The sequence below is a fragment of the Pengzhenrongella sp. genome, assembly GCF_036565025.1.
Classification (GTDB): domain Bacteria; phylum Actinomycetota; class Actinomycetes; order Actinomycetales; family Cellulomonadaceae; genus Pengzhenrongella.
Map to the genome: position 1 here is coordinate 1 of NZ_DATCNW010000255.1, position 24,347 is coordinate 24,347.

20 protein-coding genes, 1 pseudogene and 1 riboswitch are annotated in these 24,347 nt (G+C 71.8%); of the genes and pseudogenes, 6 read left to right on the plus strand and 15 right to left on the minus strand.

Going from position 1 to position 24,347, the window contains the following annotated elements:
* Positions 1-337: 337 nt before the first annotated feature.
* Both VIM26_RS14775 and VIM26_RS14780 read right to left on the minus strand, forming a co-directional pair.
* Positions 338-1,402 (minus strand): hypothetical protein, encoded by a 1,065-nt coding sequence (locus VIM26_RS14775; protein WP_331952479.1) that lies wholly within the window; start codon positions 1,400-1,402, stop codon positions 338-340.
* 159 nt (positions 1,403-1,561) lie between these two features.
* Positions 1,562-5,092, minus strand: a complete 3,531-nt coding sequence (locus tag VIM26_RS14780) for a PKD domain-containing protein (protein WP_331952481.1) — start codon at positions 5,090-5,092, stop codon at positions 1,562-1,564.
* 294 nt (positions 5,093-5,386) lie between these two features.
* Positions 5,387-5,560: riboswitch (cyclic di-AMP (ydaO/yuaA leader) on the plus strand.
* A gap of 1 nt (position 5,561) precedes the next feature.
* Here VIM26_RS14780 and VIM26_RS14785 point away from each other — a divergent pair.
* Positions 5,562-6,314, plus strand: coding sequence for a C40 family peptidase (locus tag VIM26_RS14785; RefSeq protein WP_331952483.1), 753 nt, complete (start codon positions 5,562-5,564; stop codon positions 6,312-6,314).
* A gap of 164 nt (positions 6,315-6,478) precedes the next feature.
* Here VIM26_RS14785 and VIM26_RS14790 read toward each other — a convergent pair whose 3' ends face one another.
* From VIM26_RS14790 to VIM26_RS14815, 6 genes are all read right to left on the minus strand, one after another.
* Positions 6,479-8,758: a heavy metal translocating P-type ATPase gene (locus VIM26_RS14790; protein WP_331952485.1), complete on the minus strand. Its 2,280-nt coding sequence runs from the start codon at positions 8,756-8,758 to the stop codon at positions 6,479-6,481.
* The gene (locus tag VIM26_RS14795) at positions 8,755-8,979 is read right to left on the minus strand and encodes a heavy-metal-associated domain-containing protein (protein ID WP_331952487.1); all 225 of its coding nucleotides are present in this window, start codon (positions 8,977-8,979) and stop codon (positions 8,755-8,757) included. Before VIM26_RS14795 ends, VIM26_RS14790 begins: the two co-directional genes overlap by 4 nt.
* A gap of 55 nt (positions 8,980-9,034) precedes the next feature.
* Complete coding sequence (locus tag VIM26_RS14800) at positions 9,035-9,325, minus strand: metal-sensitive transcriptional regulator (RefSeq protein ID WP_331952489.1); 291 nt, start codon at positions 9,323-9,325, stop codon at positions 9,035-9,037.
* A gap of 316 nt (positions 9,326-9,641) precedes the next feature.
* Entirely contained in the window at positions 9,642-10,016 is a 375-nt protein-coding gene (locus VIM26_RS14805; protein WP_331952491.1) for a hypothetical protein, read from the minus strand.
* Between the two features lie 180 nt (positions 10,017-10,196).
* The gene (locus tag VIM26_RS14810) at positions 10,197-10,883 is read right to left on the minus strand and encodes a SprT-like domain-containing protein (RefSeq protein WP_331952493.1); all 687 of its coding nucleotides are present in this window, start codon (positions 10,881-10,883) and stop codon (positions 10,197-10,199) included.
* Positions 10,884-10,964: 81 nt separating this feature from the next.
* Positions 10,965-11,378: a DUF5997 family protein gene (locus tag VIM26_RS14815; protein WP_331952496.1), complete on the minus strand. Its 414-nt coding sequence runs from the start codon at positions 11,376-11,378 to the stop codon at positions 10,965-10,967.
* A gap of 62 nt (positions 11,379-11,440) precedes the next feature.
* Between VIM26_RS14815 and VIM26_RS14820 the strand changes: the two genes are divergently transcribed.
* Entirely contained in the window at positions 11,441-12,514 is a 1,074-nt protein-coding gene (locus tag VIM26_RS14820; RefSeq protein ID WP_331952498.1) for a LysR family transcriptional regulator, read from the plus strand.
* 3 nt (positions 12,515-12,517) lie between these two features.
* Here VIM26_RS14820 and VIM26_RS14825 read toward each other — a convergent pair whose 3' ends face one another.
* The 3 genes from VIM26_RS14825 to VIM26_RS14835 all read right to left on the minus strand — a co-directional run bounded on the left by VIM26_RS14825 (position 12,518) and on the right by VIM26_RS14835 (position 15,551).
* Positions 12,518-13,300 (minus strand): ATP-binding cassette domain-containing protein, encoded by a 783-nt coding sequence (locus VIM26_RS14825; protein WP_331952500.1) that lies wholly within the window; start codon positions 13,298-13,300, stop codon positions 12,518-12,520.
* Positions 13,297-14,346, minus strand: a complete 1,050-nt coding sequence (locus VIM26_RS14830) for an ABC transporter permease (protein WP_331952502.1) — start codon at positions 14,344-14,346, stop codon at positions 13,297-13,299. The genes VIM26_RS14825 and VIM26_RS14830 overlap by 4 nt, the downstream gene beginning before the upstream one ends.
* Positions 14,347-14,438: 92 nt before the next feature.
* On the minus strand, positions 14,439-15,551 hold the full coding sequence (locus VIM26_RS14835) for a substrate-binding domain-containing protein (RefSeq protein ID WP_331952504.1): 1,113 nt from the start codon (positions 15,549-15,551) through the stop codon (positions 14,439-14,441).
* A gap of 124 nt (positions 15,552-15,675) precedes the next feature.
* Here VIM26_RS14835 and VIM26_RS14840 point away from each other — a divergent pair, with 124 nt between their 5' ends.
* Both VIM26_RS14840 and VIM26_RS14845 read left to right on the plus strand, forming a co-directional pair.
* Positions 15,676-16,743: a LacI family DNA-binding transcriptional regulator gene (locus tag VIM26_RS14840; RefSeq protein ID WP_331952506.1), complete on the plus strand. Its 1,068-nt coding sequence runs from the start codon at positions 15,676-15,678 to the stop codon at positions 16,741-16,743.
* 1 nt (position 16,744) lies between these two features.
* A complete protein-coding gene (locus VIM26_RS14845) occupies positions 16,745-17,755 on the plus strand; it encodes an aldose 1-epimerase (RefSeq protein ID WP_331952508.1) in 1,011 nt (336 codons plus the stop codon).
* A gap of 135 nt (positions 17,756-17,890) precedes the next feature.
* Here VIM26_RS14845 and VIM26_RS14850 read toward each other — a convergent pair.
* Both VIM26_RS14850 and VIM26_RS14855 read right to left on the minus strand, forming a co-directional pair.
* Positions 17,891-18,578: pseudogene (locus VIM26_RS14850) on the minus strand (response regulator); the annotation flags it as partial.
* Complete coding sequence (locus VIM26_RS14855) at positions 18,575-19,582, minus strand: sensor histidine kinase (RefSeq protein ID WP_331952510.1); 1,008 nt, start codon at positions 19,580-19,582, stop codon at positions 18,575-18,577. The pseudogene VIM26_RS14850 and the gene VIM26_RS14855, both read right to left, overlap by 4 nt.
* A 325-nt stretch (positions 19,583-19,907) precedes the next feature.
* Here VIM26_RS14855 and VIM26_RS14860 point away from each other — a divergent pair, with 325 nt between their 5' ends.
* Positions 19,908-21,584 (plus strand): GGDEF domain-containing protein, encoded by a 1,677-nt coding sequence (locus VIM26_RS14860; RefSeq protein WP_331952512.1) that lies wholly within the window; start codon positions 19,908-19,910, stop codon positions 21,582-21,584.
* A gap of 36 nt (positions 21,585-21,620) precedes the next feature.
* Here VIM26_RS14860 and VIM26_RS14865 read toward each other — a convergent pair whose 3' ends face one another.
* Positions 21,621-22,958, minus strand: coding sequence for a CoA transferase (locus VIM26_RS14865; RefSeq protein ID WP_331952514.1), 1,338 nt, complete (start codon positions 22,956-22,958; stop codon positions 21,621-21,623).
* Positions 22,958-23,845: an LLM class flavin-dependent oxidoreductase gene (locus tag VIM26_RS14870; protein ID WP_331952516.1), complete on the minus strand. Its 888-nt coding sequence runs from the start codon at positions 23,843-23,845 to the stop codon at positions 22,958-22,960. Before VIM26_RS14870 ends, VIM26_RS14865 begins: the two co-directional genes overlap by 1 nt.
* A gap of 229 nt (positions 23,846-24,074) precedes the next feature.
* On the opposite strand from VIM26_RS14870, the gene VIM26_RS14875 reads away from it, so the two are divergent.
* On the plus strand, positions 24,075-24,347 hold a 273-nt coding region (locus VIM26_RS14875), incomplete at its 3' end, for a hypothetical protein (RefSeq protein WP_331952518.1).

Below are 24,347 nucleotides of genomic sequence, written 5' to 3' on the forward strand. Positions count from 1 at the left end.
GGGACCCGCCGGCTAGCGCCGGCCGCGCCCCTCGGTTAGCGCCAGCCGCCTCGAGCGGCGTCGTCGGGCCAGCCCCCGCGGGCCCGGCGACGCTGCACCATCTCGTGCCGGCCAGGTGGACGACGCCGTCGCCGATCGGTCGGTACGCCCACCCGAACCCGGTCGGTATGCCGCCCGCCCGAGCCGGTGGAGACACACCCCGGATCGGGACACTGAGCCCAGGCAGACCGCGACCCGCCGGCAAATCCCCTCGGGGAGTACCTGCGGGTCGCGGTCGCAGCGGCATCGATGCCGTTGATCCGGCGGGCCCCTCGTCGCCGTCGGGCGCCTCACGCCGCTACGCGAGCGGCGCTACTGGGGCCAGTTTGCGGGTGCCTCCTCCGCTGACGTTCAGGGCGGTGTTGTTGATCAGGCGCCGAAGTCGCGGAAAGAGCTTGCACGTGTAGTCGTCATGCATCCGGGTGGTGGCCGCGAGGTCCGCGTTCGGCTCGACATACAGGCTCACGGTGGCCGACTGGACCAGGACGTGCCCGCCGTAGTCCTGCAGCGCGTGACCGAGCGCCAGGCCCTCGGGGGAAAGGCCGAGCTTGGTGAGGTCGACGCTCGGCGGGATGGCGAACATGGTGCCCATCGGGATCACCCCGGTGTAGATGTTCGTCCCGACCTGCTTGTCCTGCGTCCGTGCCGGCCACACCGGACCAGACTTCATCATGCTCGCCGGGACGCCCAAGGCGATGGTGTGCGGAATGCTCTTGGCCGCCAGGTCGCCCGTGCGGATCAGTCCGATGAAGAAGCTGATGCCTGACGCGCGCGAGCCGCGCTGCAGACCGTCCGCGCGCAGGTCGTTGACGTTCACGTACGTCGAGGTGTAGTGCGTGGAGTCGACCTTCACGAACTTGTAGCACTCCCAGAGCGTGTAGCCGTCCGGCTGGATCACCCCGACCGCCTTGTCTGTCCCGGCGGTGGGCTCGATCGTGGTCGGGATATGGATGCGGTACACGACGTCCGGCGTCTTGCCGGTATCCGTGAGGTAGACGTAAGGGTCGGTGCTCTTGGCACGGGCGACGGCGATGGACCAGCGGTCCCGGTTGACGGCCGGCGTGCCGGTCAGGAGCTTGGCGGTCATCGTGGACGTGGCGGACTCGTACTGGGCACCCGAGCCGACCGACGTGTTCGACATCGCGGTGACCGCCCAAGGATTCAGGGCCGCGATCCGCATCGTGGTGGTCGCCGTCGCCGGAGCGACCCCGCCCAGCACGCCGAGCGAGAGGAGCCCGGCAGCCAGGGCGAGCCAGGGGCGTGGCCCGGAGGCGCGCCGACGACGACGCGGGACTGCGGACCTGAGGGTTGACGAAGAGCCTGCGCGGGCGTCTGGGTCGGCGTCGAGGTAGGTGGCGGGCACGGGGGATCTCCTGGACCAATCGGGCACCCGGCGGAGGGGTTTCCGAAGGGTTACAGGGTCCTGATCGACCCGATGGCCCAAGATTTGAGCGCGAGCACGGCCTCACAGTGCGCGCTGGGAACGCACGGGAACACCCGTAGCGCTCGGCATGGCCGAGCGCTACGGGGTCGGCCCGATCACGCTGTAGTCGTCGACCCGGACCGTGACCGGAAGGTTCGTGGTCGAGCTGGAGAGCAGCGCCGCGATCCCGGTGTGCCCGGAGACCTGCAGGGCGGACGTGGCGTCGGTGGTGTCGATGAACCACGCGGCAGGCTCGGTCTGGGAAGCCGCCCAGACCTTGGCGCGAAGCGTCGTCGGGTTCGTGCCGGTGACCTGGAACAGCGCCGCGATGGGGGTTCCGGTGTAGGTCAGCCCGCTGACCGTGGTCTCGGCAGTGATGCCCGTCTCGGCGCCGCTGGAGTCGGTGCGCACGAGGCGGGCGGTCACCGCGCCGGTGGCCTTGTGAGCGATCTTGAGCCGGTATTCACCGCCGGTGGTGATGCGCCCGCGGACCAGGAACCATCCCCCGGAGCCGTTGGGGGCCTTGTCCCAGCTCTCGGTCAGCTGGGTGGTGAGGTCCGTTCCGGCCGCGGCCGGCAGGCGAGCTCCCGCGAGCGAGCTCGCGGACCCCAGGACGAGCTGTCCGGCGCCCGAGACCACGCTCGTCGCGCCGGCGGTCGACGTCCAGGCCCCGCCGAGCTCGGCGGTACCGAACCCGTCGGTGACCGACCGGGTGAACGTGTCCGCGGCGAGCCACCCAGCCGCGGCAGGGTCGATGGTGACGCTCTGCGCGGTGGTGCCGGTGGCGCCGGAGTTATCGGTCACGGTGAGGGTGACCGGGTATTTGCCCGCGGTCGCGTAGACGTGGGAGGTGGGCGACCCGGTGCCGGGCGCGGTGCCGTCGCCGAAGTCCCAGGCGTAGGACGCGATCGACCCGTCCGGGTCGCTCGACGACGCGCCGTCGGCCGTGAGCTGCATGCCCCACTGCGAGGTGGTGAAGGCCGCGACCGGGGGCTCGTTCGGATTCCGGACCACGACGTCGCGTGTCGCCGAGCCCTTCGCGCCGGAGTTGTCGGTCACGGTCAGGGTGACCGGGTAGGTGCCCCCGGTCGCGTAGGGGTGGTCCGCCGTCACGCCGGTCCCGGTGCCGCCGTCGCCGAAGTCCCAGGCGTAGGAGGTGATCGTCCCGTCCGGGTCGCTCGACGCCGTCGCGTCGACGCTCGCCGTCAGCACCCCGCCGGTCGCGGTGAAGTCCGCGGTGGGTGGCTGGTTCACCAGCACACCGCCGGTACCGGCCGCTTGATGGGCGGCCACCTCGGTGGGCGTGAGCGCCCGGGCGTACACCGCGACGTCGTCGATGTCCCCGGCGAGGTTCTCGTCCCCGGCGCCCGGCCAGCCGGCGACGGAGTCTCCCCCGATGCGCCAGTACCCGGTGAAGACCTGGGCGCTGACCGTGTCCGCCAGGGTGGCCCGCACCGCCCCGTCGACGTACAGGTTCATCCCGGCCGCGCCGAGGGTGGCCACGACGTGGTGCCAGTTCCCGTCGTTGTACGCGCCGGGGGTGGTCACGACCCGCACCGAGTTGGGGTTGACCCCGAACCGGATCTTGCCGTCGGCGCCCAGGTACACCTGTCGGTCGTAGACGGTGCTGTCGCTGAGCGTCGAGGAGTTGGCGAACCCGACGATCTCCCCGCCACTCGTGGACGTGGTCTTGAACCACGCCTCGACGGAGAACCTGTTCAGGCCGACGGTGGACCGTGTCGAGTACACCCGTGAGGACGACGAACCGGTGAACCGGGCCGCCCGGTCGGTGTCCCCGCTCAGCGCACCGGTGACCCCCCGGGTGACGCCCGAGCCGACCGTGTCGTTGGCGTATCCGGTCCAGTCCAGCGCTGACCCGCTGGTCTCCCCCAGGCGCCAGTACGCGGCCGGGTTCGCCGCCATGATCGTGGCGGCGTACGTGCTCAGGGTTCCCCCCGAGGACACGGTCACGCTCACCGACGGCGAGGTCACGGCGTTCCCGAACGCGTCGCTCTCGACGACCTTGTAGCTGTGCACGCTGCCGTTCACCAGGCCCGTGTCGGTGAACGACAACCGCGAGAGCTGCCAGGACCGAGCCTGTCCGGTCGTGGTGTAGACGGGGGTGGAGGAGCTGTCCCGGAGCACCTTGTAGGTCAGCGTCTCGTTGTCCGCGTCCCAGTTCGTCGGCCAGGACACCTGCGCCGTGCCGGCAGCCCTCGAGGTCGCGACGGGCTGCAGGGCCGAACCGGTCAGGCGCGGCCCGAGCTTGTTCGTCGACTTCGCCGCAACGCCCATGCGTACCAGGCCCTGTTGCGATTGCCCGTTGACGGTGAGGAACTCCCCGCCGAAGACGACGTAGTCACTGTTCCCGGTGACGTGCCACGCGGCCTGGCCCTGGCCGGTGAACGTCCCCTTGGTCATGTCCGGGTAGTAGTTCAGCTGCGCGGGCGCCCGATAGCCCTGCCAGTCGTAGTAGTTCGCCACCGGGTTCGGCGTGATCGTCATGGCCGTCGACTTGGTGAACGCCAGGGCGTACCGGTACGCGCCCTCGGGGTAGGCGCCGATGTTTCCGCAGTAGTGCACGTGCCCGACGCTGTACACCGAGTCCTGGCCGGGGTTGGCGAACACCGAGTACGTGTCACCGTGGCAGTCCTCGACCCACACGATCGCACCGGTGTTCGGGTCCGCCGCGAACACACCCTCGAGGTTCCCGGCGCTGCTGGAGTCCTTGATGAACGCGAAACCCGAGCCGTAGACCAACGTGCCGTCGGTCACCAGGGACATGATCCCCGCGCCGTAGCCCCAGTCCTGGATGACCGCGTTCGCGGCCCAGGCCTGCACCGCCCCGGTCGACGTCGAGACCGCTCCCGAGCCGAGCGCGGCCACGTTGTTCAGCGTCGTGAAGCGCCCGCCCACGATGAGCCGGGAGTTGTCCGGGCTCAGCACCAGCGCCTCGACCTGCGCCGACTGCGCGGACGCCTTCCAGGACAACAACCCGCCCTTCGTGGCGCTGATCGCGGCCAGGCGGTAGTGCGTGACGCCGCCCACCGTGTTGAAGTTGCCGCCGAAGTAGATCGTGGTCGGCGTCGAGACGATCGCCCGCACCGCAGCGTTCGCGCCGACGGTGAAGCCCGCCACGCGCACCCCGGTCGCCCGGTCGAGCACCGCGATCCGGTTCTGCGGCGACCCGTTCACGTGCGTGAAGTCACCACCGACGTACAGGCGGGTGCCGTCCAGGGACGCCGTGATGACGTACGCCGGCCCGTCCAGGACCGGCGCCCACGAGTCGATCAGGACGCCGGTCGCGAGGTCGTACGCCAACAGGTTGGAGCGCGCCACCGTCGAGGTCCCCGCGGCGGCGCCCGCGGGCCGCGCCGTGGTGAACTGCCCGGCCACGTAGACCGTCCCGTCGACCACGACCTGCGACCACGCGACCCCGTCGATCTGGACCGTGGGCAACGCGTCCGCCGCCACCGTCGCCGGCGTCCCGGGATCAACCGGCGCCGAGTCGGCACGCGCGGGCACCGGCGGACCGGCGAGCGTCAGACCGGCGACAAGGAGCGCAGCGGCCGCGAGGCTCGCCACCATCCGGCGGATGGCGCCGCGGTGCGATCGGGTGCGCTGTGCCATGGTCCGACTCCCGAGAGGGTCCGCCTCGCTCGTCGGCGAGGTGCTCGACTCGAATTAGCATAAGGGGACAAACTGGGCATCCGATCCAGTCCTCGCCACGTTTTCACCCGGTCCGAAAGTTCGGGGCGCAGACCTGTGCGCGCCGCCGAAAGGCGCCTCGAAGGGCGTCGTCGGGCCAGCCCCCGCCGGTCCGGCGGCGCTGGGCGTCCGGGCCCGTTTTTCGACTTTCGCCTGATTGCGGTTACCCTCAATCGTCCCCGGGCCACGCTGGGGACGGCTGAGGTGGACCGCCGAGTCCTGCTACCACCGAGGTCACACAACTTTCTCGCTGGCAGGAGCGGGGGACCCACGTACTGCGGGCACCGGAAACGGTGTCCTTGGGGTTAAGTCGATCGAGAACTTCGACCGGCCGGGCGCAACTCCCGCCCGAACCCGACAGCTGACCCCGTAGGCGACCGGAGAGGTCACTATGCCCGTCAGCCTGAACACCGCCCGCCACCGCGCGGTCGGCCGTCCCGCCACTCCACTTTCCGACCTCGCGGAGAACGCCACCGACGGTTTCGCGCTCGCGGGCCGTCGGACCGCCGTCGTCGCCGCCGCCACCGGGCTGATCGTCTCGGCGTTCGCCGCACCCGCCACGGCCGCCCCGTCAGTCGAGAGCTCCCCCCGGGTGCCCGCCGTCGATACCTCCGCGCTGACCTCCTCGGCGCGTGCGGCCATCGAGACCGCGCCCGCGGTCACGGTCGCCAAGAACGCGACCTGGACGTTCGACGCCCCGGCCGTCAAGCTCGTCACCGACCCGCCGCCACCGCCGCCCAAGCCTGTGGTGCCGGTCGCTCCTGCGGCGTCGCGCTCGTCCGTGCGCACCGTTGCCCCCACGATGGCCTTCTCCGGCAGCGCGGTCCTGGAGATCGCCGCCCGCTATGTCGGGGTGCCCTACGTCTGGGGCGGCACGACGCCGAGCGGCTTCGACTGCTCCGGCTTCACCGGCTACGTGTACGCCCAGCTCGGCATCACGCTGCCCCGCACGGCCAGTGCACAGGCCGGCGCCGGCACCGTGGTGTCCCGCGCGGACGCCCGGCCCGGTGACCTGATCTCCTCCCCCGGCCACATCGCGATCTACGCCGGTGGCGACCAGCAGATCGACTCGCCGAAGCCCGGCTCGACGATCCAGTTCCGCGGCATCTGGCAGTCCAACCCGGTCTTCATCCGGGTCGGCTAGACCCGCTAGACCGCTAAACCCGCTTGACCACAGCACAACCCCGCAACGTCCGAGCGTTGACGTCCTATAGGACGTCAACGCTCGGACGTTAGCGGGGGTTTTCTGTTTGGGGGGGTTCCTCTGTTGAGGGATCTTCTGGCGTCTGGTCGATACCCCTGCAGGGCTCAGTGGAAGCGGCGCAGGCGCAGGCTGTTGGTGACCACGAAGACCGAGGAGAACGCCATCGCGGCGCCCGCGATCATCGGGTTGAGCAGGCCGGCCGCGGCGAGCGGCAACGCTGCGAGGTTGTAGGCGAAGGCCCAGAACAGGTTGCCCTTGATCGTGCCGAGCGTGCGGCGGGAGAGTCGGATCGCGACGCCCGCCGCTCGCAGGTCGGACCGGACCAGCGTCAGGTCGCTCGCCTCGATGGCCACGTCCGTGCCGGACCCCATCGACAGCCCGAGGTCGGACTGTGCGAGCGCCGCGGCGTCGTTCACCCCGTCACCGACCATGGCCACGACGAGTCCCTGTGCCTGCAGGCGCCGGACGACGTCGACCTTGCCGGCCGGCAGGACCTCGGCGACGACGTCGGACGCCTCGATGCCGACCTGCGCAGCGACGGCTGCGGCCGCGCGCGCGTTGTCCCCCGTGAGCAGCACCGGGCGGAGCCCGAGCCGGCGCAGCTCGGCGATGGCCTCGGCGCTGGTGGGCTTCACGGTGTCCGCGACGACGATGACGCCCCGGACCTCACCGTCCCAGCCGACCCACACCGGGCTCCGGCCCGACCGCTCGGCCTCGTCCGCAGCGTCGAAGAGCTCGGCCGGCGCGCGCTGAGCCCATTCCTGCGCAAGCCAGTCCCGCCGCCCCACGACGACGGCGTGGGTGTCGACCACTCCCCCGACGCCCCGGCCAGGGGTGTTCGCGAACGACTCGACCGGCGGCAGTGCGCCGAGGCGCGCGATCGCGCCCTCTGCGACGGCGCGCGCGATCGGGTGCTCGGAGGCATGCTCGAGGGCGCCGGCGAGGCGCAGCACCTCCGACTCGGCCACGCCGTCGGCCGCGATGACCTCGACGAGGCTCATCCGGCCGGTGGTCACGGTTCCGGTCTTGTCGAGCACGATCGTGTCGACCCGGCGGGTGGACTCCAGGACCTCGGGACCCTTGATCAGGATGCCGAGCTGGGCGCCACGGCCGGTGCCGACCATGAGCGCCGTCGGCGTCGCGAGCCCCAGCGCGCACGGGCACGCGATGATCAGGACGGCGACCGCGGCGGTGAACGCGGCCTGCGCGTTCGGGCCGAACACGAGCCAGCCGGCCAGCGTCGCCAGGGCGAGCGCGATCACGATCGGCACGAACACGGCCGAGACGCGGTCGGCGAGCCGCTGCACGGCGGCCTTGCCGTTCTGGGCATCCTCGACGAGGCGCGCAATCTGCGCGAGCTGGGTGTCGGCGCCGACCCGGGTCGCGCGCACCACGAGCCGGCCGCCGGCGTTGGTCGTCGCCCCGACGACGGCGTCGCCCGGTCCGACCTCGACCGGCACGGACTCACCGGTCAGCATCGAGGCGTCCACGGCACTGGTGCCCTGGGCGACGATCCCGTCGGTCGCGAGCTTCTCCCCGGGCCGCACCACGAATTCGTCGCCGACGACCAGCTCGTCGACGCTGATGCGGGACTCGAGCCCGCCGCGTAGCACCGCGACGTCCTTCGCTCCGAGCTCGAGCAGGGCTCGCAGGGCCGCACCGGAGCTGCGCTTGGCGCGTGCCTCCAGGAACCGCCCGGTCAGGATGAAGGTCGTCACGGCGGACGCGACCTCGAGGTAGATCTCCGGGGCGCCGGTCCCGCGGGACGGCACGAGCGTGAACGGCATGGTCATGCCGGGCTCACCGGCACCGCCGAGCAGCAGGGCGTAGAGCGACCAGAGGACCGCGGCGAGGACGCCGAGGCTGATCAGGGTGTCCATCGTGGTTGCACCGTGGCGCAGGTTGGTCCAGGCGGCGCGGTGGAACGGCCAGGCACCCCACGTCACGACCGGCGCGGCCAGGGCGAGGGAGACCCACTGCCAGCCGTCGAACTGCCACGCGGGGACCATCGCCAGCGCGATGACGGGCACCGTCAGGGCCGCGCTGGTGGCCAGGCGCCGGCGCAGGGACCGGGTCGGGTCGTCGCCGGTCGCCTCGGCCTCCTCCGACCGGGTCCGCGGCGGCTGCGGAAGCGCGGCGGTGTAGCCGGTCGCCTCGACCGTGGCGAGGAGGTCCTGCGGGGTGACGGGACCGGCGAAGGTGACCTTCGCCTTTTCGGTCGCGTAGTTGACGGTCGCGGTGACGCCGTCCATCCGGTTGAGCTTCTTCTCCACCCGTGCGGCGCAGGACGCGCAGGTCATCCCGCCTATCGTCAGCTCGACGGTGTCGGTTCGGGCCGCCGCACCCGTGGCACCGCCGGGGGCTGTCGCCGACGGGGTGGTCACGCGGACGCGCCCTGCAGCGTGTAGCCGGCCTCGTCCACCGCCTCGCGGACCGCGGGCTCGGGCAGCGGTGCGCCGCTGGTGACGGTGACGGTCGAGTCACCGCCCGCGACGAGCTGGATCGCGACGTCCTGGACGCCGGGCAGGGCGGACAGCTCGGTGGTGACGGCGGCGACGCAGTGTCCGCAGGTCATTCCGCTGACGGTGTAGTCGGTGGTGATCATGAGAAGCTCCTTGTTTCGGGTGGACGGCGCGGGGTTGGCGCGCGATGGAATCGGTTCAGCTACGCACGAGGCGCGCGATGGCGGCCGAGGCTTCCTTGACCTTCGCATCGGCCTCCGCGCCGCCGGACGCGAGAGCCTGGGCGACGCAGTGGCTCAGGTGCTGCTCGAGCAGGCCGAGTGCGAACGACTCCAGCGCCTTGGTGGCGGCGCTGACCTGGGTCAGCACGTCAATGCAGTAGGTGTCGGCCTCCACCTGGCGCTGCAGCCCGCGGACCTGGCCCTCGATCCGGCGCAGTCGCTTGAGCTGGGCGTCCTTGGTGGCGCTGTAGCCGGGCGGGTGGTCCATGGCTTGCCGATCTGGTCGCTGATTGATACCTCCAGGGGGTATCTGTCTTCTACAACGTATACCCGGCAGGGGTATTGCGCCATGGGCCGAAGGTCCTACTCGGAGGGGTCGAAGGTCCTGCCGGAGGCCGGAGCGCCCCCCGCGGCTGCGCTGACCCGTCGCGGACGCGAGTCGCTACGGCGCGATGATCGAAGGCCTGTGGCAGGACCACCGCGGCGCCAGCCACTGCTACTACTTCTCGGCGTCGTTCGACGAGACCGTCGAGCAGATCCTCGGCGACCTGCGACTCAAGCCAGTCGGCCGGGTTTCGGGCTTGCTAGGCGTCGGGCTGGTCGAGGCCGGCGGCGGTGATCCGCTCGGCGTCGGTCTCTTCGCGGGTCTCGGGGTTGATGTTGCCGGCGACCGACTCGGGCTGGTTGAGGCCTGCGGCGCCGATTCGCTCGGCGTCGGTCTCTTCCCAGGTCTCGTCGCTCGCCAGCCCGGCGACCGCATCCGCCTGATCGAGGCCGGCCGCGACGATCTTCTCGGCCTCGGTCTCCTCGGCCGGTTCCCGGTTCGCGTTGCCGGCGACCGACGCCGGCTCGGCGAGTTCGTCCGGCTTGACCTTCTCGGCCTCGGTCGTCTGCCCGGACTCCCTCAGCGTCCTCCGCGTGACGGCCTCGGGGTACTCGCTGTTCTCGTTCGACACCATGACAGGCTCCCTCGTCTCCCGGCTCCCCTTGGTAGTTCGACCGTACAGCCGCAGGGCGCGTCGGGCACGGGCTCCCGCAGGCTCCGCGGGGGCGCGCGCAGACGGAACGTGCAGGGTCAGGCGGGCCCGCCCAAACCGGGAGCGCGGTCAGGCAGGCGCGAGCAAACGGGGCGCACGCGGTCAGGCGGCCCGAACCAGGCCGAACGGAGCCAGCACCGTGCCGACCGGAGTGCGCACGTGGTAACGGGTACGTCCGCGCTTCTCGACCCGCCCCGAGAGCCCGGCGTACTTGCCGGTTCCGCCCAGCACCACGCGGGCCCCGACGGGGAGACGCTCGGGCACCAGGGCAGGAAGGGATTCCTCGCGGGCCGCGCGGATGGCCGCGAGCTCCGCCTCGTAGGCGGCGGAGGATGGCACGAGTCGTCCGTGCAGGCGCCAGACGAAGAGGTGCTCGCGGCTGAACCCGGGCGCGCACTGCAGGCACGACGACGGCCGCGCGGGCCGCCGGTGCCGCGTCACCTCGTGCCCGCGGGCGCACGTGCCGACCCAGGGCGCCGTCGGGCGGGGTGCGCTCGCGCTCACCTTGCGCTCACCGGTTCCGCCCAGCGAGCGGTCCTTCGCCCGCCAGACCGCGTCGTGAGCGTGCCGCGGACCGACGAGCGCATGGGCGATCTCGTGCAGGATCGTGCAGCGCACCAGGTCGGCGGGGTGCAGCTCGGTCAGGACGCGGCTCAGGCCGATCTCGCGGGTGCCGTAGCGGCAGATCCCCGCCCGGGTCCGCGCGTTGTCGAAGGTCAGCCGCCAGCCGGTCAGCTGGTGCTCACGCATCAGCCCCTCCGCCAGGACCCGCGCCTCGTGGATGTCCATCACGCCTCCCCCTCGACCCGCACGCAATTTCCTTGCGCGAGACGGTAGGTGCCGCCACCGACATCGAGCGCAGGGGCGGGCCTACCGCGCGGTGCGGACCTTCTTGGGGTGCGCGCGCCGCTCGGCGTCGCGAGCCGCGACGCGCTCGTCCTCGGCCGCGACGTCGGCGTGCGTCGAGCGCTCGCGGACCAACCACGACGGGGGGTTCTGCCCGAGGTCCACGATCTCGGCGGTCAGCATCGGTTCGGTGACGCCGCCACGGGTCAGGCCCGCGATCGAGACGCCGAGCCGGCTCGCCACGACCTCGCGGGGGTGCGGACCGTTCTCGCGCAGGTCGCGGAGCCATTCCGGCGGGGTGCTCATCAATGCGGCGAGCTCGGAGCGGGTGACCGCGGTCGCCTCGCGGAACGTCTCTGGGGCGGCGGGCAGGTGGATGCCCAATTTCTTCGCGGCCGTCACCGGCTTCATGGTCTGCTGTGTTCTGGCCGAGGTCATCCGCTCATGATATCCGCCGACCTCGCTTAGCCTTGTCCCATGCCTGGCCACCCGACCCCGGCGTGAGCGAGGAGACCACTGTGGACGTCGACCTGGTACGGCTGCGCTATTTCGCGACCGTCGCCGAGCACCTGCACTTCGGCCGCGCGGCGGCCGCGCTGAACGTCGCCCGGCCCACGCTCAGCCGCGCCCTCCTCGACCTCGAGGCCGAGCTCGGCGTCGAGCTGTTCGTCCGCCCGTCCGAGCGCACCGAGCTGACCGACGCCGGTCGAGCGCTGCTCGAGCGTGCCACCGCACTGCTCGCCGCCGACGACCGGCGCACCCAGGGGTCGGCCGCGTCGAACGAGGCAGCCGGCGCCGCGCGAGCGTTCACGATCGCGATCATGGCCGGCGTCACGGTCTCCAAGTGGACCCGGCTGTGGGAGGAACGCAAACCCGGCGTCCCGCTGCGGGTGGTCCGCACGGAGGCCGAGACGCAGGTCAGCGTGCTGCACGACGGGTCGGCGGACGTGAGCTTCGTGCGGCTGCCGGTGGACCGGGCCGGGGTGAGCACGATCCCGCTCTACGCGGAGGTGCCGGTCGTCGTTCTTCCGAAGGACCATGAGCTGACGCTGCTGGACTCCGTCAGCGTGGTCGACCTGGTCGAGGAGCACCTGCTGCAGGACCCGGACACGGTGCCGCAGTGGCGTGATGCGGCGGCCACGCTGCGCACCACCGAACGCCGTCCGCTGCCCGAGATGCAGACGACCGCGGACGCGATCGCCCTCGTCGCGGCCGGGGTCGGGGTGGTGATCGTGCCGCAGTCGGTCGCCCGGCTGAACCACCGCAAGGACGTGACGTACCGGCCCGTCGTCGACGTCGCCGGGTACGACGTCGCGCTGGCCTGGCTCGGGGACGACGCGTCGGGCGACGTCGAGGAGTTCATCGGCATCGTCCGCGGCCGCTCGGCGCGGAGCTCGCGGTCGGGGGCAACCTCACCCGACCGCGAGCCGGCCGCGACACCTGCTGGTGCCAGCAGGCGAACCGCTGCCCGCCCGAGGCCGCAGGCCGCAGGCAAGCGCGGGACGTCGTCGTCGGCCGGGAAGAACAAGCCGAAGGCGACGGCCAAGACCCGGCGACCGCGCGGTAGCCGGTAGCCCTCATACCGCGGAGAGCGCTCCCGTCATGATCGCGACGGCCTCGTTGGGAGTGTGCGTCGCCGGGGTGACGACCGCCGCGCGCTTGCCGAGGCGCTGGATGTGGATGCGATCGGCCACCTCGAAGACCTGCGGCATGTTGTGGCTGATCAGGATCACCGGCAGGCCGCGGTCGCGCAGGTCCCGGACGAGCTGGAGCACCTGGTTCGACTCCCGCACCCCCAGCGCCGCGGTCGGCTCGTCCAGGATGACGACCTTCGAGCCGAACGCGGCCGCGCGAGCCACCGCCACGGCCTGACGCTGCCCCCCGGACAAGGTCTCGACCGACTGCGTCATGCTCTGCAGCGTGGTGATCCCGAGGGACAGCACCTGCTCCTTCGAGCGGGCCCGCATGCCCTTCTTGTCGAGCATCCGGAACACCGAGCCCAGGATGCCCGCCCGGCGCTCCTCGCGGCCGAGGTACAGGTTGCTCGCGATGTCGAGCGCGGGCGAGACCGCCAGCGACTGGTAGACGGTCTCGATCCCGGCGGCCCTGGCGTCCTGCGGGCGGTGGAAGGTCATCGGCTGGCCGTCCAGGAGCAGCTCGCCCGAGTCGGGTGTGTAGGCCCCGGACAGGCACTTGACCAGCGTGGACTTGCCCGCGCCGTTGTCCCCGATGATCGCGAGGACCTCTCCGGGATACAGCTCGAGATCCACGCCGTCCAGACCGACGACGCGTCCGAACGTCTTGACCAGGCCCTTCGCCTGGATCACGGGCCGGCGGGTGGTGGTGGCGTCGGCGTTCATGCGCGTCCCTTTCTGATCCACTGGTCGAGCGAGACGGCGACGATCACGAGCACGCCGACCGCAAGGGTCTGGTAGAGCACGTCCAGGCCGGCGAGCGCCAACCCGTTGCGGAAGACGCCGACGATGAGGGCACCGAGCAGGCTCCCCCACACCGTTCCGCGACCGCCGAACAGGCTGGTCCCGCCGATCACCACCGCGGTGATCGAGTCGAGGTTGGCGTCCGCCCCCGCGTTGGGGCTCGCCGCGTTGATGCGTCCGATGAGGATCCAGCCGGCCATCGCGAAGCTCGCCCCGGCCACGACGTAGACGCTCAGCAGGACCCGGCTGACGGCGATGCCGGCCAGGCGCGCGGCGTCCTTGTCGTCGCCAACCGCGTAGACGTGCCGGCCCCACGCGGTCTGTCCGAGCGCATAGGCGATCCCCGCGTACATGACGACCATCAGCACGACGCCGGCCGTGATGCGCACCTGCCCGATCGCGAACGTGGCACCGGTCGAGGTCAGTAGCGCCGGCATGTCCGAACCGCGGACGGTCGCGCCCTTGGAGTACAGCAGGGTCAATGCCAGGAAGATGTTGAGCGTGCCGAGGGTGACGATGAACGGCGGCAGCTTGAGTCGGGTGACGAGCAGGCCGTTGACCAGCCCGGCGAGCAGCCCCACGACCAGGCCGAGCGCGAGGGCGACCGGCCCGGGCACGCCGTTGGCTGACGCCGTCTGGGCCATGACCATCGAGCCGAGCACCATGATGTAGCCGACCGACAGGTCGATCCCCGCGGTCAGGATGATGAGCGTCTGCCCGACGGCGAGCGCCCCGACGACGGCGACCTGCTGGGTGATCAGGGACAGGTTCTCGGGCCGCACGAACCGGTCGTTGAGCATCCCGAATGCGACGATCGAGACGAGCAGCACGAGCGCCGGGCTCAGCGCGGGGTACTTGTGCAGGGTGCCCTGGATGCGCCGGCCCACCGTCTGCCGGTCGAGGAACTCCTCGGCCGGGTCGTGATGCTCCGTCGGGGGTGCACCTGCTGGTGCGGATTGGGTGGTCAACGGTCCTCCTGCGGTCGAGATGGAGCGGGTCGGATAGGTGCTGCCGGGTGGGGGGCACGACCGGACTTCGTGCCCCCCACCTGGCGTGAGGCTCAGCCCCAGCAGATCTTCTTGCCGGCGGTGGTGTCGATGCTGTCGACACCCTTCACCGGTTGGTCGGTCACCAGGTTGACCCCGGTGTTGAAGAAGTCGAGGCCCGTGGACGTGGTCGGCTTCTTGCCGGTCTTCGCCAGCTCGGCGATCGCCTTGATACCGTCCTCGGCCATCTTGACCGGGTACTGCTGGGACGTCGCGCCGATGATGCCGTCCTTGACGTACCCGACCCCGGCGCAACCGCCGTCGACCGAGACGAGGGTGACGCCCTTCTCCTTGCCGGCGCTCTTGAGTGCCTGGTAGGCGCCGTACGCGGCCGGCTCGTTGATCGTGTAGACGACGTTGATGTTCGGGTTCTTGCTCAGGCACGTCTCCATCGCCGTCGTGCCACCGTCCTCGGCGCCCTGGGTGGCCTCGTTGCACACGATCGTGTACTTGCCGCCGCTGTAGCTGCCGGTCTTGGCCTCGTCGCCGTTGGTCTTGGGGTCCTTGGGGTCGATCCCCATGCCCTCAAGGAAGCCCTGGTCACGGTTGTAGTCGACCGAGACGATCTTGTCGTTGAACAGGTCGAGCAGCGCGATGGTGGCGTCCTTGCCGCCCAGGTGCCCCGCGGTCCAGGCCCCGATGCGCTTGCCGGCGTCGAGGTTGTCGGTCGCGAACGTGATGTCGACCGCGCTGGCTGGGTCCGGCGGGGTGTCCAGGGCGATCACGAAGAGACCGGCGTCTCGCGCCTTCTTGATCGCGTCCACCACGGCCGGGCCGTTCGGGGTGATGAGGATGCCCTTCTGCCCCTGGGAGATCGCGTTCTCGATCGCCTGGATCTGGGTGTCCTCGTCGCCGTCCGCCTTGCCGGCGGCCAGGGTGAGCTTCACGCCGGCGTCGGTGGCGGCCGCCTTGGCCCCGTTCTGCATCGCGATGAAGAACGGATTGGTGGTGGTCTTGACGATCAGCGAAACCCCGACGTCCCCCTTGGCGCCGCCGGACGAGCTGGCGCTGGAGTCGCTGCTGCCCGACGGTGACGAACACCCAGCGAGGGCGAGCGCCGCGACGGCGGCGAGGGCGAAGGCGGACGGGCGGAGGCGATGCGATCGCGGAAAGCCAGGTGAGTTCATCGTTGAAGCTCCTCAAGGTCTGCGGCACGACGGGGAACGAAGCGCCTGACAACGTTGTCAAGGACCTTTGTACTCGGAACCGCCCGGGATGGTCAATAGGCGGCGCGCACGATATTGTCACGGAATGACAACGTTGTCGGGGGAAGATCATGAGCCGGCCGAGCCGCCCAGGAAGCGCGCCACGATGCGCGACGTCGCGGCGCTCGCCCGCGTCGGCACCAAGACCGTCTCCCGGGTCGTGAACAAGGAGCCCGGGGTCTCGGCCGCGCTCGCGGACCGCGTGAGTGCGGCGGCCCGGGCGCTCAACTTCCGGCCCGATCTGACCGCGGGCAACCTGCGCCGATCGGACCGGCGGTCCTCGAGCATCGGACTCCTGCTGGCGAGCGTGTCGAACCCGTTCTGCGCGGAGATCCACCGCGCGGTCGAGGACGTCGCGCACGAGCGGGGCGTCGCGGTCTTCTCCGCGAGCATCGATGAGGACCCGCAGCGCGAACGCTCGCTCGTCGCAGCCTTCTCCTCACGGCGGGTCGACGGCCTGATCCTCACCCCCAGCGCCACCGACCAGGGCTACCTGCGCGACGAGCGCGAAGCCGGGACACCGGTCGTGCTGATCGACCGCCCTCCGGTCGGGATCGAGATCGACTCGGTCACCGTGGACAACGTCGCGGGTGCGAGCGACGCGACCGCGCACCTCATCGCGCACGGCCACCGCCGGATCGCCTACCTCGGGGACCTGACCAGGATCGCGACGGCCCGGGCGCGCCACGAGGGTTACCTGCGCGCGCTCGGCGCCGCGGGCATCGCGACCGGCACGGTCGGGCCAGTCGACAATCTGCACAGCGAGGACGCGGCGGAGGCCGCCGTCTGGGCCCTGCTGAGCGGCCCCGACCGGCCCACCGCCTTGTTCACCAGCCAGAACCTCGTCACCATCGGTGCCATCCGGGCGCTGCGGACCCTCGGGCTCCAGCACACGGTCGCACTGATCGGCTTCGACGACTTCGAGCTCGCGGACCTGCTCGAACCCGGCGTCACCGTGATCGCCCAGGACCCGGCACGCATCGGACGCCTCGCGGCGGAACGCCTGTTCGGGCGCCTCGGCGGTGACACCTCGCCGGCCGCCGAGATCGTCGTGCCGACGCGACTGATCGAGCGCGGCTCTGGCGAGATCGCCCCGCCACCGGTCGGCGCCTGACGTGCCGGCACCGGAGAGCTTCGGCGCGCGCGACCTGCCCAACGTCACCTCCGCTGCGCTCGGGCCGGAACCGGTCATCGTCCTCCGGCTGGGCTCGGAGGTCCTGCGCGTGGCCCTGCGGGGCGCGACTCCCCTGCGCTGGCTCGTCGAGGTCCCCGACGGGGTGGCCGACGTCCTGGACGGCTATCGCGACGCGGACGAGCTCGCCGCGCAGGACGGCGTCCGCAACGGCATCATGGCGCCGTTCTGCAACCGGGTGGCGGACGGCAGGTACGTGTTCGACGGCGTCGCGCACGACCTGCTGCCCGGCGCGGCGGATCGCCTCATCTATCACGGGCTGGTCCGCACGCTGCCGTTCACCGTCGGCGAGGTCGCCACGCACGACGACGGCGCCCGGGTGACGCTGCGCTGCGACGCGCTCGCCGACGGGCGCCACCCCGGGTACCCGTTCGCCGTCGTGGTCGAGGTGACCTACCGGCTGCGGGCCGGTTCGCTCGAGGTGGAGATCGCCGGGTGCAACGTCGGCACGCGCGCGGCTCCGTTCGCGGCCGGCTGGCACCCGTACTTCCGGCTGCCGGGAGCCCGGACGACGGACCGGCTCGGGCTTGCGCTCGAGTCGAGCGCGGCGATCCGGACCGACCCCGCGCTGCTGCCGTTCCCCGGTGGCGCCGCCTACGGCCCGCTCGGTCCGCGGGGGGCCGGTTGGGCACCGGTCGGTGACGCCGTGCTGGACGCGTGCTTCGTCGGGCCGTCGGGCGGGGCGGGGCCGGCGCGCTCGGTGCTCAGCGACCCCGAGACCGGGCTCCGGCTCACCGTCGAGCAGGAACGCGGGCTGACCCACGTGTTCACCGGGGACACCCTCGAGCGCGGCCGGCGGGCATCGGTCGCCATCGAGCCGGTGGAGGCGATGACCGACGCGTTCAACCGCCCCGACTGCGCCGAGGCGATCCGCCTCGAGCCGGGTGAGCGCCGCGCGTTTCGGTTCGCCGTGGCGGTGTCGACGTCCGGCTGAGAGTTCTGCTTCGCGAACTGCGAGGCGTTGTCGTGTTTCGGCGCGCGAATCAACGACAACTCGCAGTTCGTGGGCGGATCCGCCGCCCGGCGTCCGCGAGGTCAGGGTGCGGGGCCGGGGCCTTGGGGGGGTCGTCTCGAAGACGTAGCCCATGCCGGGCGCGGTGATGAGGTGACGGGGGTGGGCCGGATCGCGCTCGAGCTTGCGCCTGAACTGGGCCGCGTAGACGCGCAGGTAGCCGGTCTCCGTCCCGTAGGAGGGTCCCCAGACCTCCTGCAGGAGCTGGCGCCGTCCGACGGAGCTTGCCGCGGTTGCGGACCAGGACCTCGATCATCGCCCACTCGGTCGGGCTGAGCCGGACCTCGACACCGAGGCGCTGCACCTGCCGGCGGGCCAGGTCGATCCGGAGCTCACCGGCCTCGACGACGGCCTCGGTGACGTCACCGGGCGCGGCTCGGCGCACGGCGGCCCGCAGCCGCGCGAGGAGCTCGTTCATCGCGAACGGCTTGGTCACGTAATCGTCGGCGCCCGCGTCGTGCGCATCCACCTTGTCCTCGCCGTGCTGGCGCGCCGAGAGCACCACGATCGGGACCCGGCTCCAGCCCCGGATCCCGGCGATCACGTCGAGGCCGGAGATGTCCGGCAGGCCGAGGTCGAGGACCACGACGTCAGGGTGCGCGCTCGCCGCGAGGTCGAGCGCACCGGCGCCGTCGGCAGCGGTGGAGACGTCCCAACCGTGCGCTCGAAGGTTGATCGCGAGTGCGTGTACGAGGCCGGGCTCGTCATCGACGACGAGGACCCGGTTCCCGCTGACCTCGTTCATGCCGGCCCGCCCGCGTCCGGGGCCAGCGGGACGGTGAGCACCATCGTCAGGCCGCCGCCCGGGGTGTCCTCCGCGGAGAGCTCGGCGCCGACCGCGGCTGCGAGCCCCTGGGCTACTGCCAGGCCCAGGCCGAGACCGTCGGGCGAGGAGTCGCCGAGCCGCTGGAACGGCTCGAACATGTGCTCCTTGAGGTCGTCGGACAGGCCCGGGCCGGTGTCGATCACCCGCAGCTCGACGTCGCGCCGCGTTGCGGACGCGGTGACCCGGACGGGCACGCCGGCCGGTGAGTGCCGCACCGCGTTCGGGACCACGTTGGCCACCACCCGTTCGAGAAGGCCGGCGTCGGTGCTCACCAGCGGAAGCGTCTCGGGCACGTCGACGTCGATCTCGCCCGGCCCGAACCCCTCGGTCACGAGCGGCACGAACTCCTCCAGGCTGGTGGCGCGCAGGGCGGGCCGGACGCTCCCGGTCTGCAGCCGGGACAGGTCGAGCAGGTTGTCGATCAGCCGTTCCAGGCGAGCCGTGGCGGCACTGACCGTGCCGACGAGCGTCGCGGTGTCCGCGACGTCCAGCTGGACGTCGGGCGAGCCGAGGCCGTCGACGGCGGTGCGGATCGTCGCGAGCGGCGTCCGCAGGTCGTGCGAGACCGTGGCGAGCAGGGCGGTGCGGGCGGCGTCGGCCTGCTGGAGGGCCTGGGCCTGGTCGGCCTGCTCGCGCAGCCGCCGGTACTCCAGCACGACGCCGGCCTGCGCGGCGAACGCCTCGAGCACCCGCCGGTCGCTTGCCGGGAGCACCCGCCCGCACAGCGCGAGCACCCGGTGCGCGTCGATCGCCACGACGGTCTGGGCGGCGTCAGGGTCGAGCGCCGGGGCCGCGCCATCCACGGCCAGCGCGCGCCACGGACCGCGGTCGGACTCGCGCTCCAGCAGCGAGACGCACGTGAGGTTGAACGTCTCGCGCAGCCGGGCGACCAGGGCGCTGGTGGTGTCCTCCCCGGAGAGCACCGAACGCGAGACCGCCGCAAGGGCGGATGCCTCGGCACGGGCCCGGAAGCGAGATGAAGGCCAGGTCAGCCATGGTGATTCGCACCTTCGACGTCGGGCGGTCCGCCGCCGTGAAAGACGGGCCGGTGCACCTGCGCACGGCCTCGGTCTATCAGCGCGATCGGGGGCCGAACCCTGACGTTGACGAGGTCTTAACGGCTCGCCGGGGCTTCTTGACGCACCTCTGACGAGATTGGTGTCCGGGCGGCCGAACGGCTGAACCGCTGACGCTCACGGGTCGGCGCGCCCTCACCTGACGCGACGAGGTGCCGATGGGAAGGGACACATGCGCACGCGCCGGATCGGCCGCCGCGAAGGAGCAACCACGTTGTCCTGGCGCAACCTGCGGGAGCACACTCTCGATCGCCGGTCCGTGCTGGGCCCGGTGTCCGGCCGGCTGGATCGTGTCTGGACCCAGATGCGCAGGCCCGCGGGGATCCTCGAGGGCACGCGCTGGCTCTTCGCCGTGTTCGCCCTGGTCGGCTTGGTGATCAGCATTCCCGAGGCGCTCGATACGACCGCCCCGATGCCTCGGCTCCTCATCTTTGCCTCGTCGATCAGCCTCGCGCTGTCGTGGTGGGCCGGATACCTGCGCAAGAGTGCGCCGTTGCCGATGGACATCCTCGACGGCGTGGCTATCACGGTCTTCGCCGCGAGCTGCGCTTGGCCGGCGATCGTGCTCGGCATCGTGTTCGCCGCTCTGTGGTTCCGGTCTCTGTACGGATCCACCCGTCGAGCGGTCCTGCGGTGCGCTCTCTACGCGGGCGGGCTCTGCGCCGTCCTTCCCCTGTGGCCGTTCGTGCCCGGACACGTGGGGAGCACCTTGATCGGCGCGCTGGTCGGTCCGATTCCGACGATGTTCCTGACCTTGGTGGTCGGTCGGCGCCTCGCGGCGGTCCTGGCCATCCGGGAGCGCGCGGCACTGCTCGACGCCGTGCACGTATCGGTGGGTTCGCGCCTGCTGGGCGTCACCGACGTGTCCGTCATCCGCCGGATCGCCGTGGTGGCGATCGGCCAGATCTGTCTGGCCATTCCGGGGCTGCGCGTGCTGAGGCTGGTCCGGGATGGAGAGGTGTTGCGCTCGGACGGGGCCGCCGGAGGCGTCGAGGGCGTGCCTACGACGCTCCCTGAAACGGTCGTGTCCGATTCAGGTGTCTCGGACCCGGCAGGCAGGACGCTGCTCGGCAGCCAATACGAGCTGGACGCCTGGGCAGGTGCCCACTGCGTCTGGCTCCGCCTGCCGTGGCCCGACCGCCATGACGAACCCGGACGCGCCTGGCTGCTCGTCGGCGCCCCGCGGGGCCTGCCGGCCGAGGCCGACGTCGCGCTCGCGAGCCTCGCCAACCTCGTGGCGCTGGCGCTGCGCAACAGTGCGGTGCACCGTGAGCTGACGGTGCAGGCGATGCTCGACGGCCTCACCGGCCTGGCCAACCGGGCAACCTTCACCACGGCGCTCGCGGCCGAGCTCGACCAGCGGACCACCGGGGACACCTCGATCCTCTTCGTCGATCTGGACGACTTCAAGAACGTGAACGACGGGTTCGGTCATCAAGCCGGTGACGCGCTGCTGCGCGAGATCGCGGTTCGCCTGCGCCAGGCGACCCGTCCGAACGATCTGTGTGCTCGACTCGGCGGTGACGAGTTCGCCGTCCTGCTCCGCGACACCGGTGAGGGCGCGGCCACGACGCTCGCGCGGCGGATCGTCGACACGGTGGCAGCGCCCGTGCACCTCGACAGCGGCGTGGTGCACGTCGGCGCGAGCGTCGGCGTGGCAGCCGCGGCGAACGGGACGATGAACGAGACCACCCTTGAGCACCTGATCCACCGCGCCGACGTCGCGATGTACGCGGCGAAGGCCCAGGGCAAGTCCCGGATCCAGGTCTTCGAGCCCGGCCTGCTGCCGGGCGTGCCGTCCCAGGCGCCGTCTGCCGAGCGGCAGCTCACCGCGGCGACCGACCTCTGACCGCCCGATCGGCTGACCGCCTGACCGCCGTCCGGATCACCGCGACTCCCAGCGCGCCTGCGCCGGGGTGACCCGCCGTGCCCCGTGCGCCCACACGGGCGATCCGGGTGGCCGGACCACCGTCGGGGTGCCCGACGAGGTGTCGAGGTCGACCAGGTAGGGCGCGGGGTCCACCGCGACCGGCGGCGCCTGGTCCGCAGGTCCCCGCGGCGCCGCGAGCAGCCAGGCGGCCAGCTGCGCGAGGGACAGCGATCCGTGCCAGGTCCCGCCGACGGCGGCCCGGCGCATCACGGCCCGCAGCACGGTCGCGGCGATCAGGTGCCCGGCGGCGTGGTCCAGCGCCTGCGCGGGCAGGGTCCCGGGCGTGCCGTCGGACCCGCGGGTCGCGTCCGCGATGCCGGAGGCCGCCTGCACGATCGAGTCGAAGCCGCGCCGCCGGGCCCACGGACCGGCCGCACCCCAGGCGGACAGCGACACGACGATCAGCTCCGGCAGCCGCATTGCGAGCTCGTCGGCGCCGAGGCCGAAGGCGGCCAGCGCGCCCGGCCGGTAGCCCTGCACGAGCACATCCGCACCGCCGAGCAGCTCCTCGAACCGCGCCCGGTCCCCCGGGTCGGCGAGGTCGAGGTCGACGTGCCGCTTGCCCGGACCGGTGTCCAGCAGCGCCGCCGGGTCCTCCAGGCTTCGCGGACTGTCGACCCGCAGCACGTCCGCGCCGTAGGAGGCGAGCGTGCGCGTCCCGACCGGACCGGCGATCACCCGCGTCAGGTCCAGCACTCGCAGGCCTCGCAGGTCCGTCACCCGCCGTCGCCCAGCGGCGACCTGGTCGAGCCGGAGCAGGGGAAGGTCCCGGACGGCCGCCCCCTGGGGGTGCCTGGCCCACCCCTGCTCCGTGCGGACGACGGCGGCCACCCCGCCGGCCGCGACCACGGCGTCCTCCACGTCCTGCGCGGCCCGTTCGGCGACGGCGGAGGCGGGGTCGGGGCCGAGCGCCCGGAGCGCCGCGGCATGGTGCTGCGGGTAGTTCGCGTGCAGCCGGACCCACCCGTCCCCGGCGCGCAGGAACCGCGACAGCGGCGCGAACCCCGCACCCGCCGGGACGCCGTCGCGCAGGGCGAACCGCTCGCTGCGGAAGGCGATCCCGACGTGCCGTGCGTCGAGCACCACCGGCGGCACCGGCCCGTCGCCGGCCGCCAGCTCCTCGGCGGCGAGGCACTGCGCACCGACCGCGCCCAGCGCCAGGTCACCGACGGCGAACGGTGAGGGGAGATCCGCGTCGCCGTCCGCGGTCACCCGGTCGAGCAAGGCGGGATCGCCGCCGAGCGCCGCCCACGCCACGGCGAGGAACTCGCCGCCGATCCGGGGATCGCTCATCAGCGGATGGCTGGGCGGTGACCGATCGAGCCAAGGTCCCGCGAAGCCGCATCGAGCACCGGCGGGCCTTGGCGGATCCGGGCCAGCAATGTCTGGGCGGTCTCCTGCTCGAAGTCCCAGCGCGACTCGATCCACCACGTTGCGCCGGCGTCGGCCAGGGCCCGGGCAGTCGCCTCCGCCTCCCGCGGGTCCGCCGGGAGGATGCCCTCGACGACGACGTCGAACGGCGTCGACCCGGCCGGGCGGCGCCGCTGCGACACCCAGGCCACCATCTCGGCGAGCTCCGGCGGGGTGAGCGGCGTGAGGGGGTCGCCGAGCCGACCGGGCAGGATCCCCTCTCGCGAAATTGCACGATTCATCGACTTCTCGCTCGGCCACATGCCGACCACCCAGACCGGGATGCATGGTCGTTGCACCGGCAGCGGCCGGAAGACCAGGTCGCGGACGCTGTGATGGGTACCGGTGTAGCTGAACGGCTCCCCCGACCAGGCCAGGTCGAGGATCGCGAGGGTGTCGTCGAGCAGCTCGGCGCGCGTCCGGATGTCGATGGTCTCGCCCGACACCCGGCTGTACGCGCCGTCGTCGACCGCGCCGAGGCCGACCGGGATCACCGGCCGGCCACCGGAGAGATGGTCGACCGTGATGGACTGCCGGGCGACCTCCCAGGGCTTGCGGGGCGGGAGCGAGAAGACCATGGCGCCGAGGGTGATGGTCCTGGTCGTGACCGCCAGCGCACCGAGCAGCGCCCACGGGTCGTACGTGTCGGGGGTGCCGATGCTGATGCCGTCCCAGGTGAAGAACCCGTCCCAGCCGGCCCGCTCTGCCTCGACGGCCATGTCGAGGATCTCGGCGGTCGTCCCGCAGCTCGCGATGAAGCCGAACTTCATGGCCCCGACGATAGTGCGGGGGCTTGAGCGTGTCCTGCTCACTCTGTAGCCACGTGATGGCGACCGTGCGGGTTTTGGCTGTGCGGCAGGAGATGGTGGCGGTTCACCCTCCGTGGCCGGGCCACTTCCTGAGCCTCGCGGGAGCAGCGCAGCGTCCGGCGAATAATTCGTGCACAGGAATTGCGTCTGGGGCATTGACATGCTCGACCGTTCCGGTATCATAGAACACATGTTCGAGGACAAGTTCGGCGGGGATGGCGACGAGCAGGTCGCGTCCGTTGTTGAGCCGTCGGTGGAGTTGTTGGCTTTATGGGCCGCCGAGGACGCGCGGTATGAGGATCCGAAGTTCTTGGCGGCCGAGCTCGCGGAGTTCTTGGAGCGGGAGGCATTCTTCGAGGCGCTGGCTCGCAGCGAGCACCAGGACCCGCGGCCGTGCGAGGGGATGTACCTGGCACCGGGGTCCGCGGCCCTGGCGGCCTGGGCCGACTCGGTGGACTCCGAG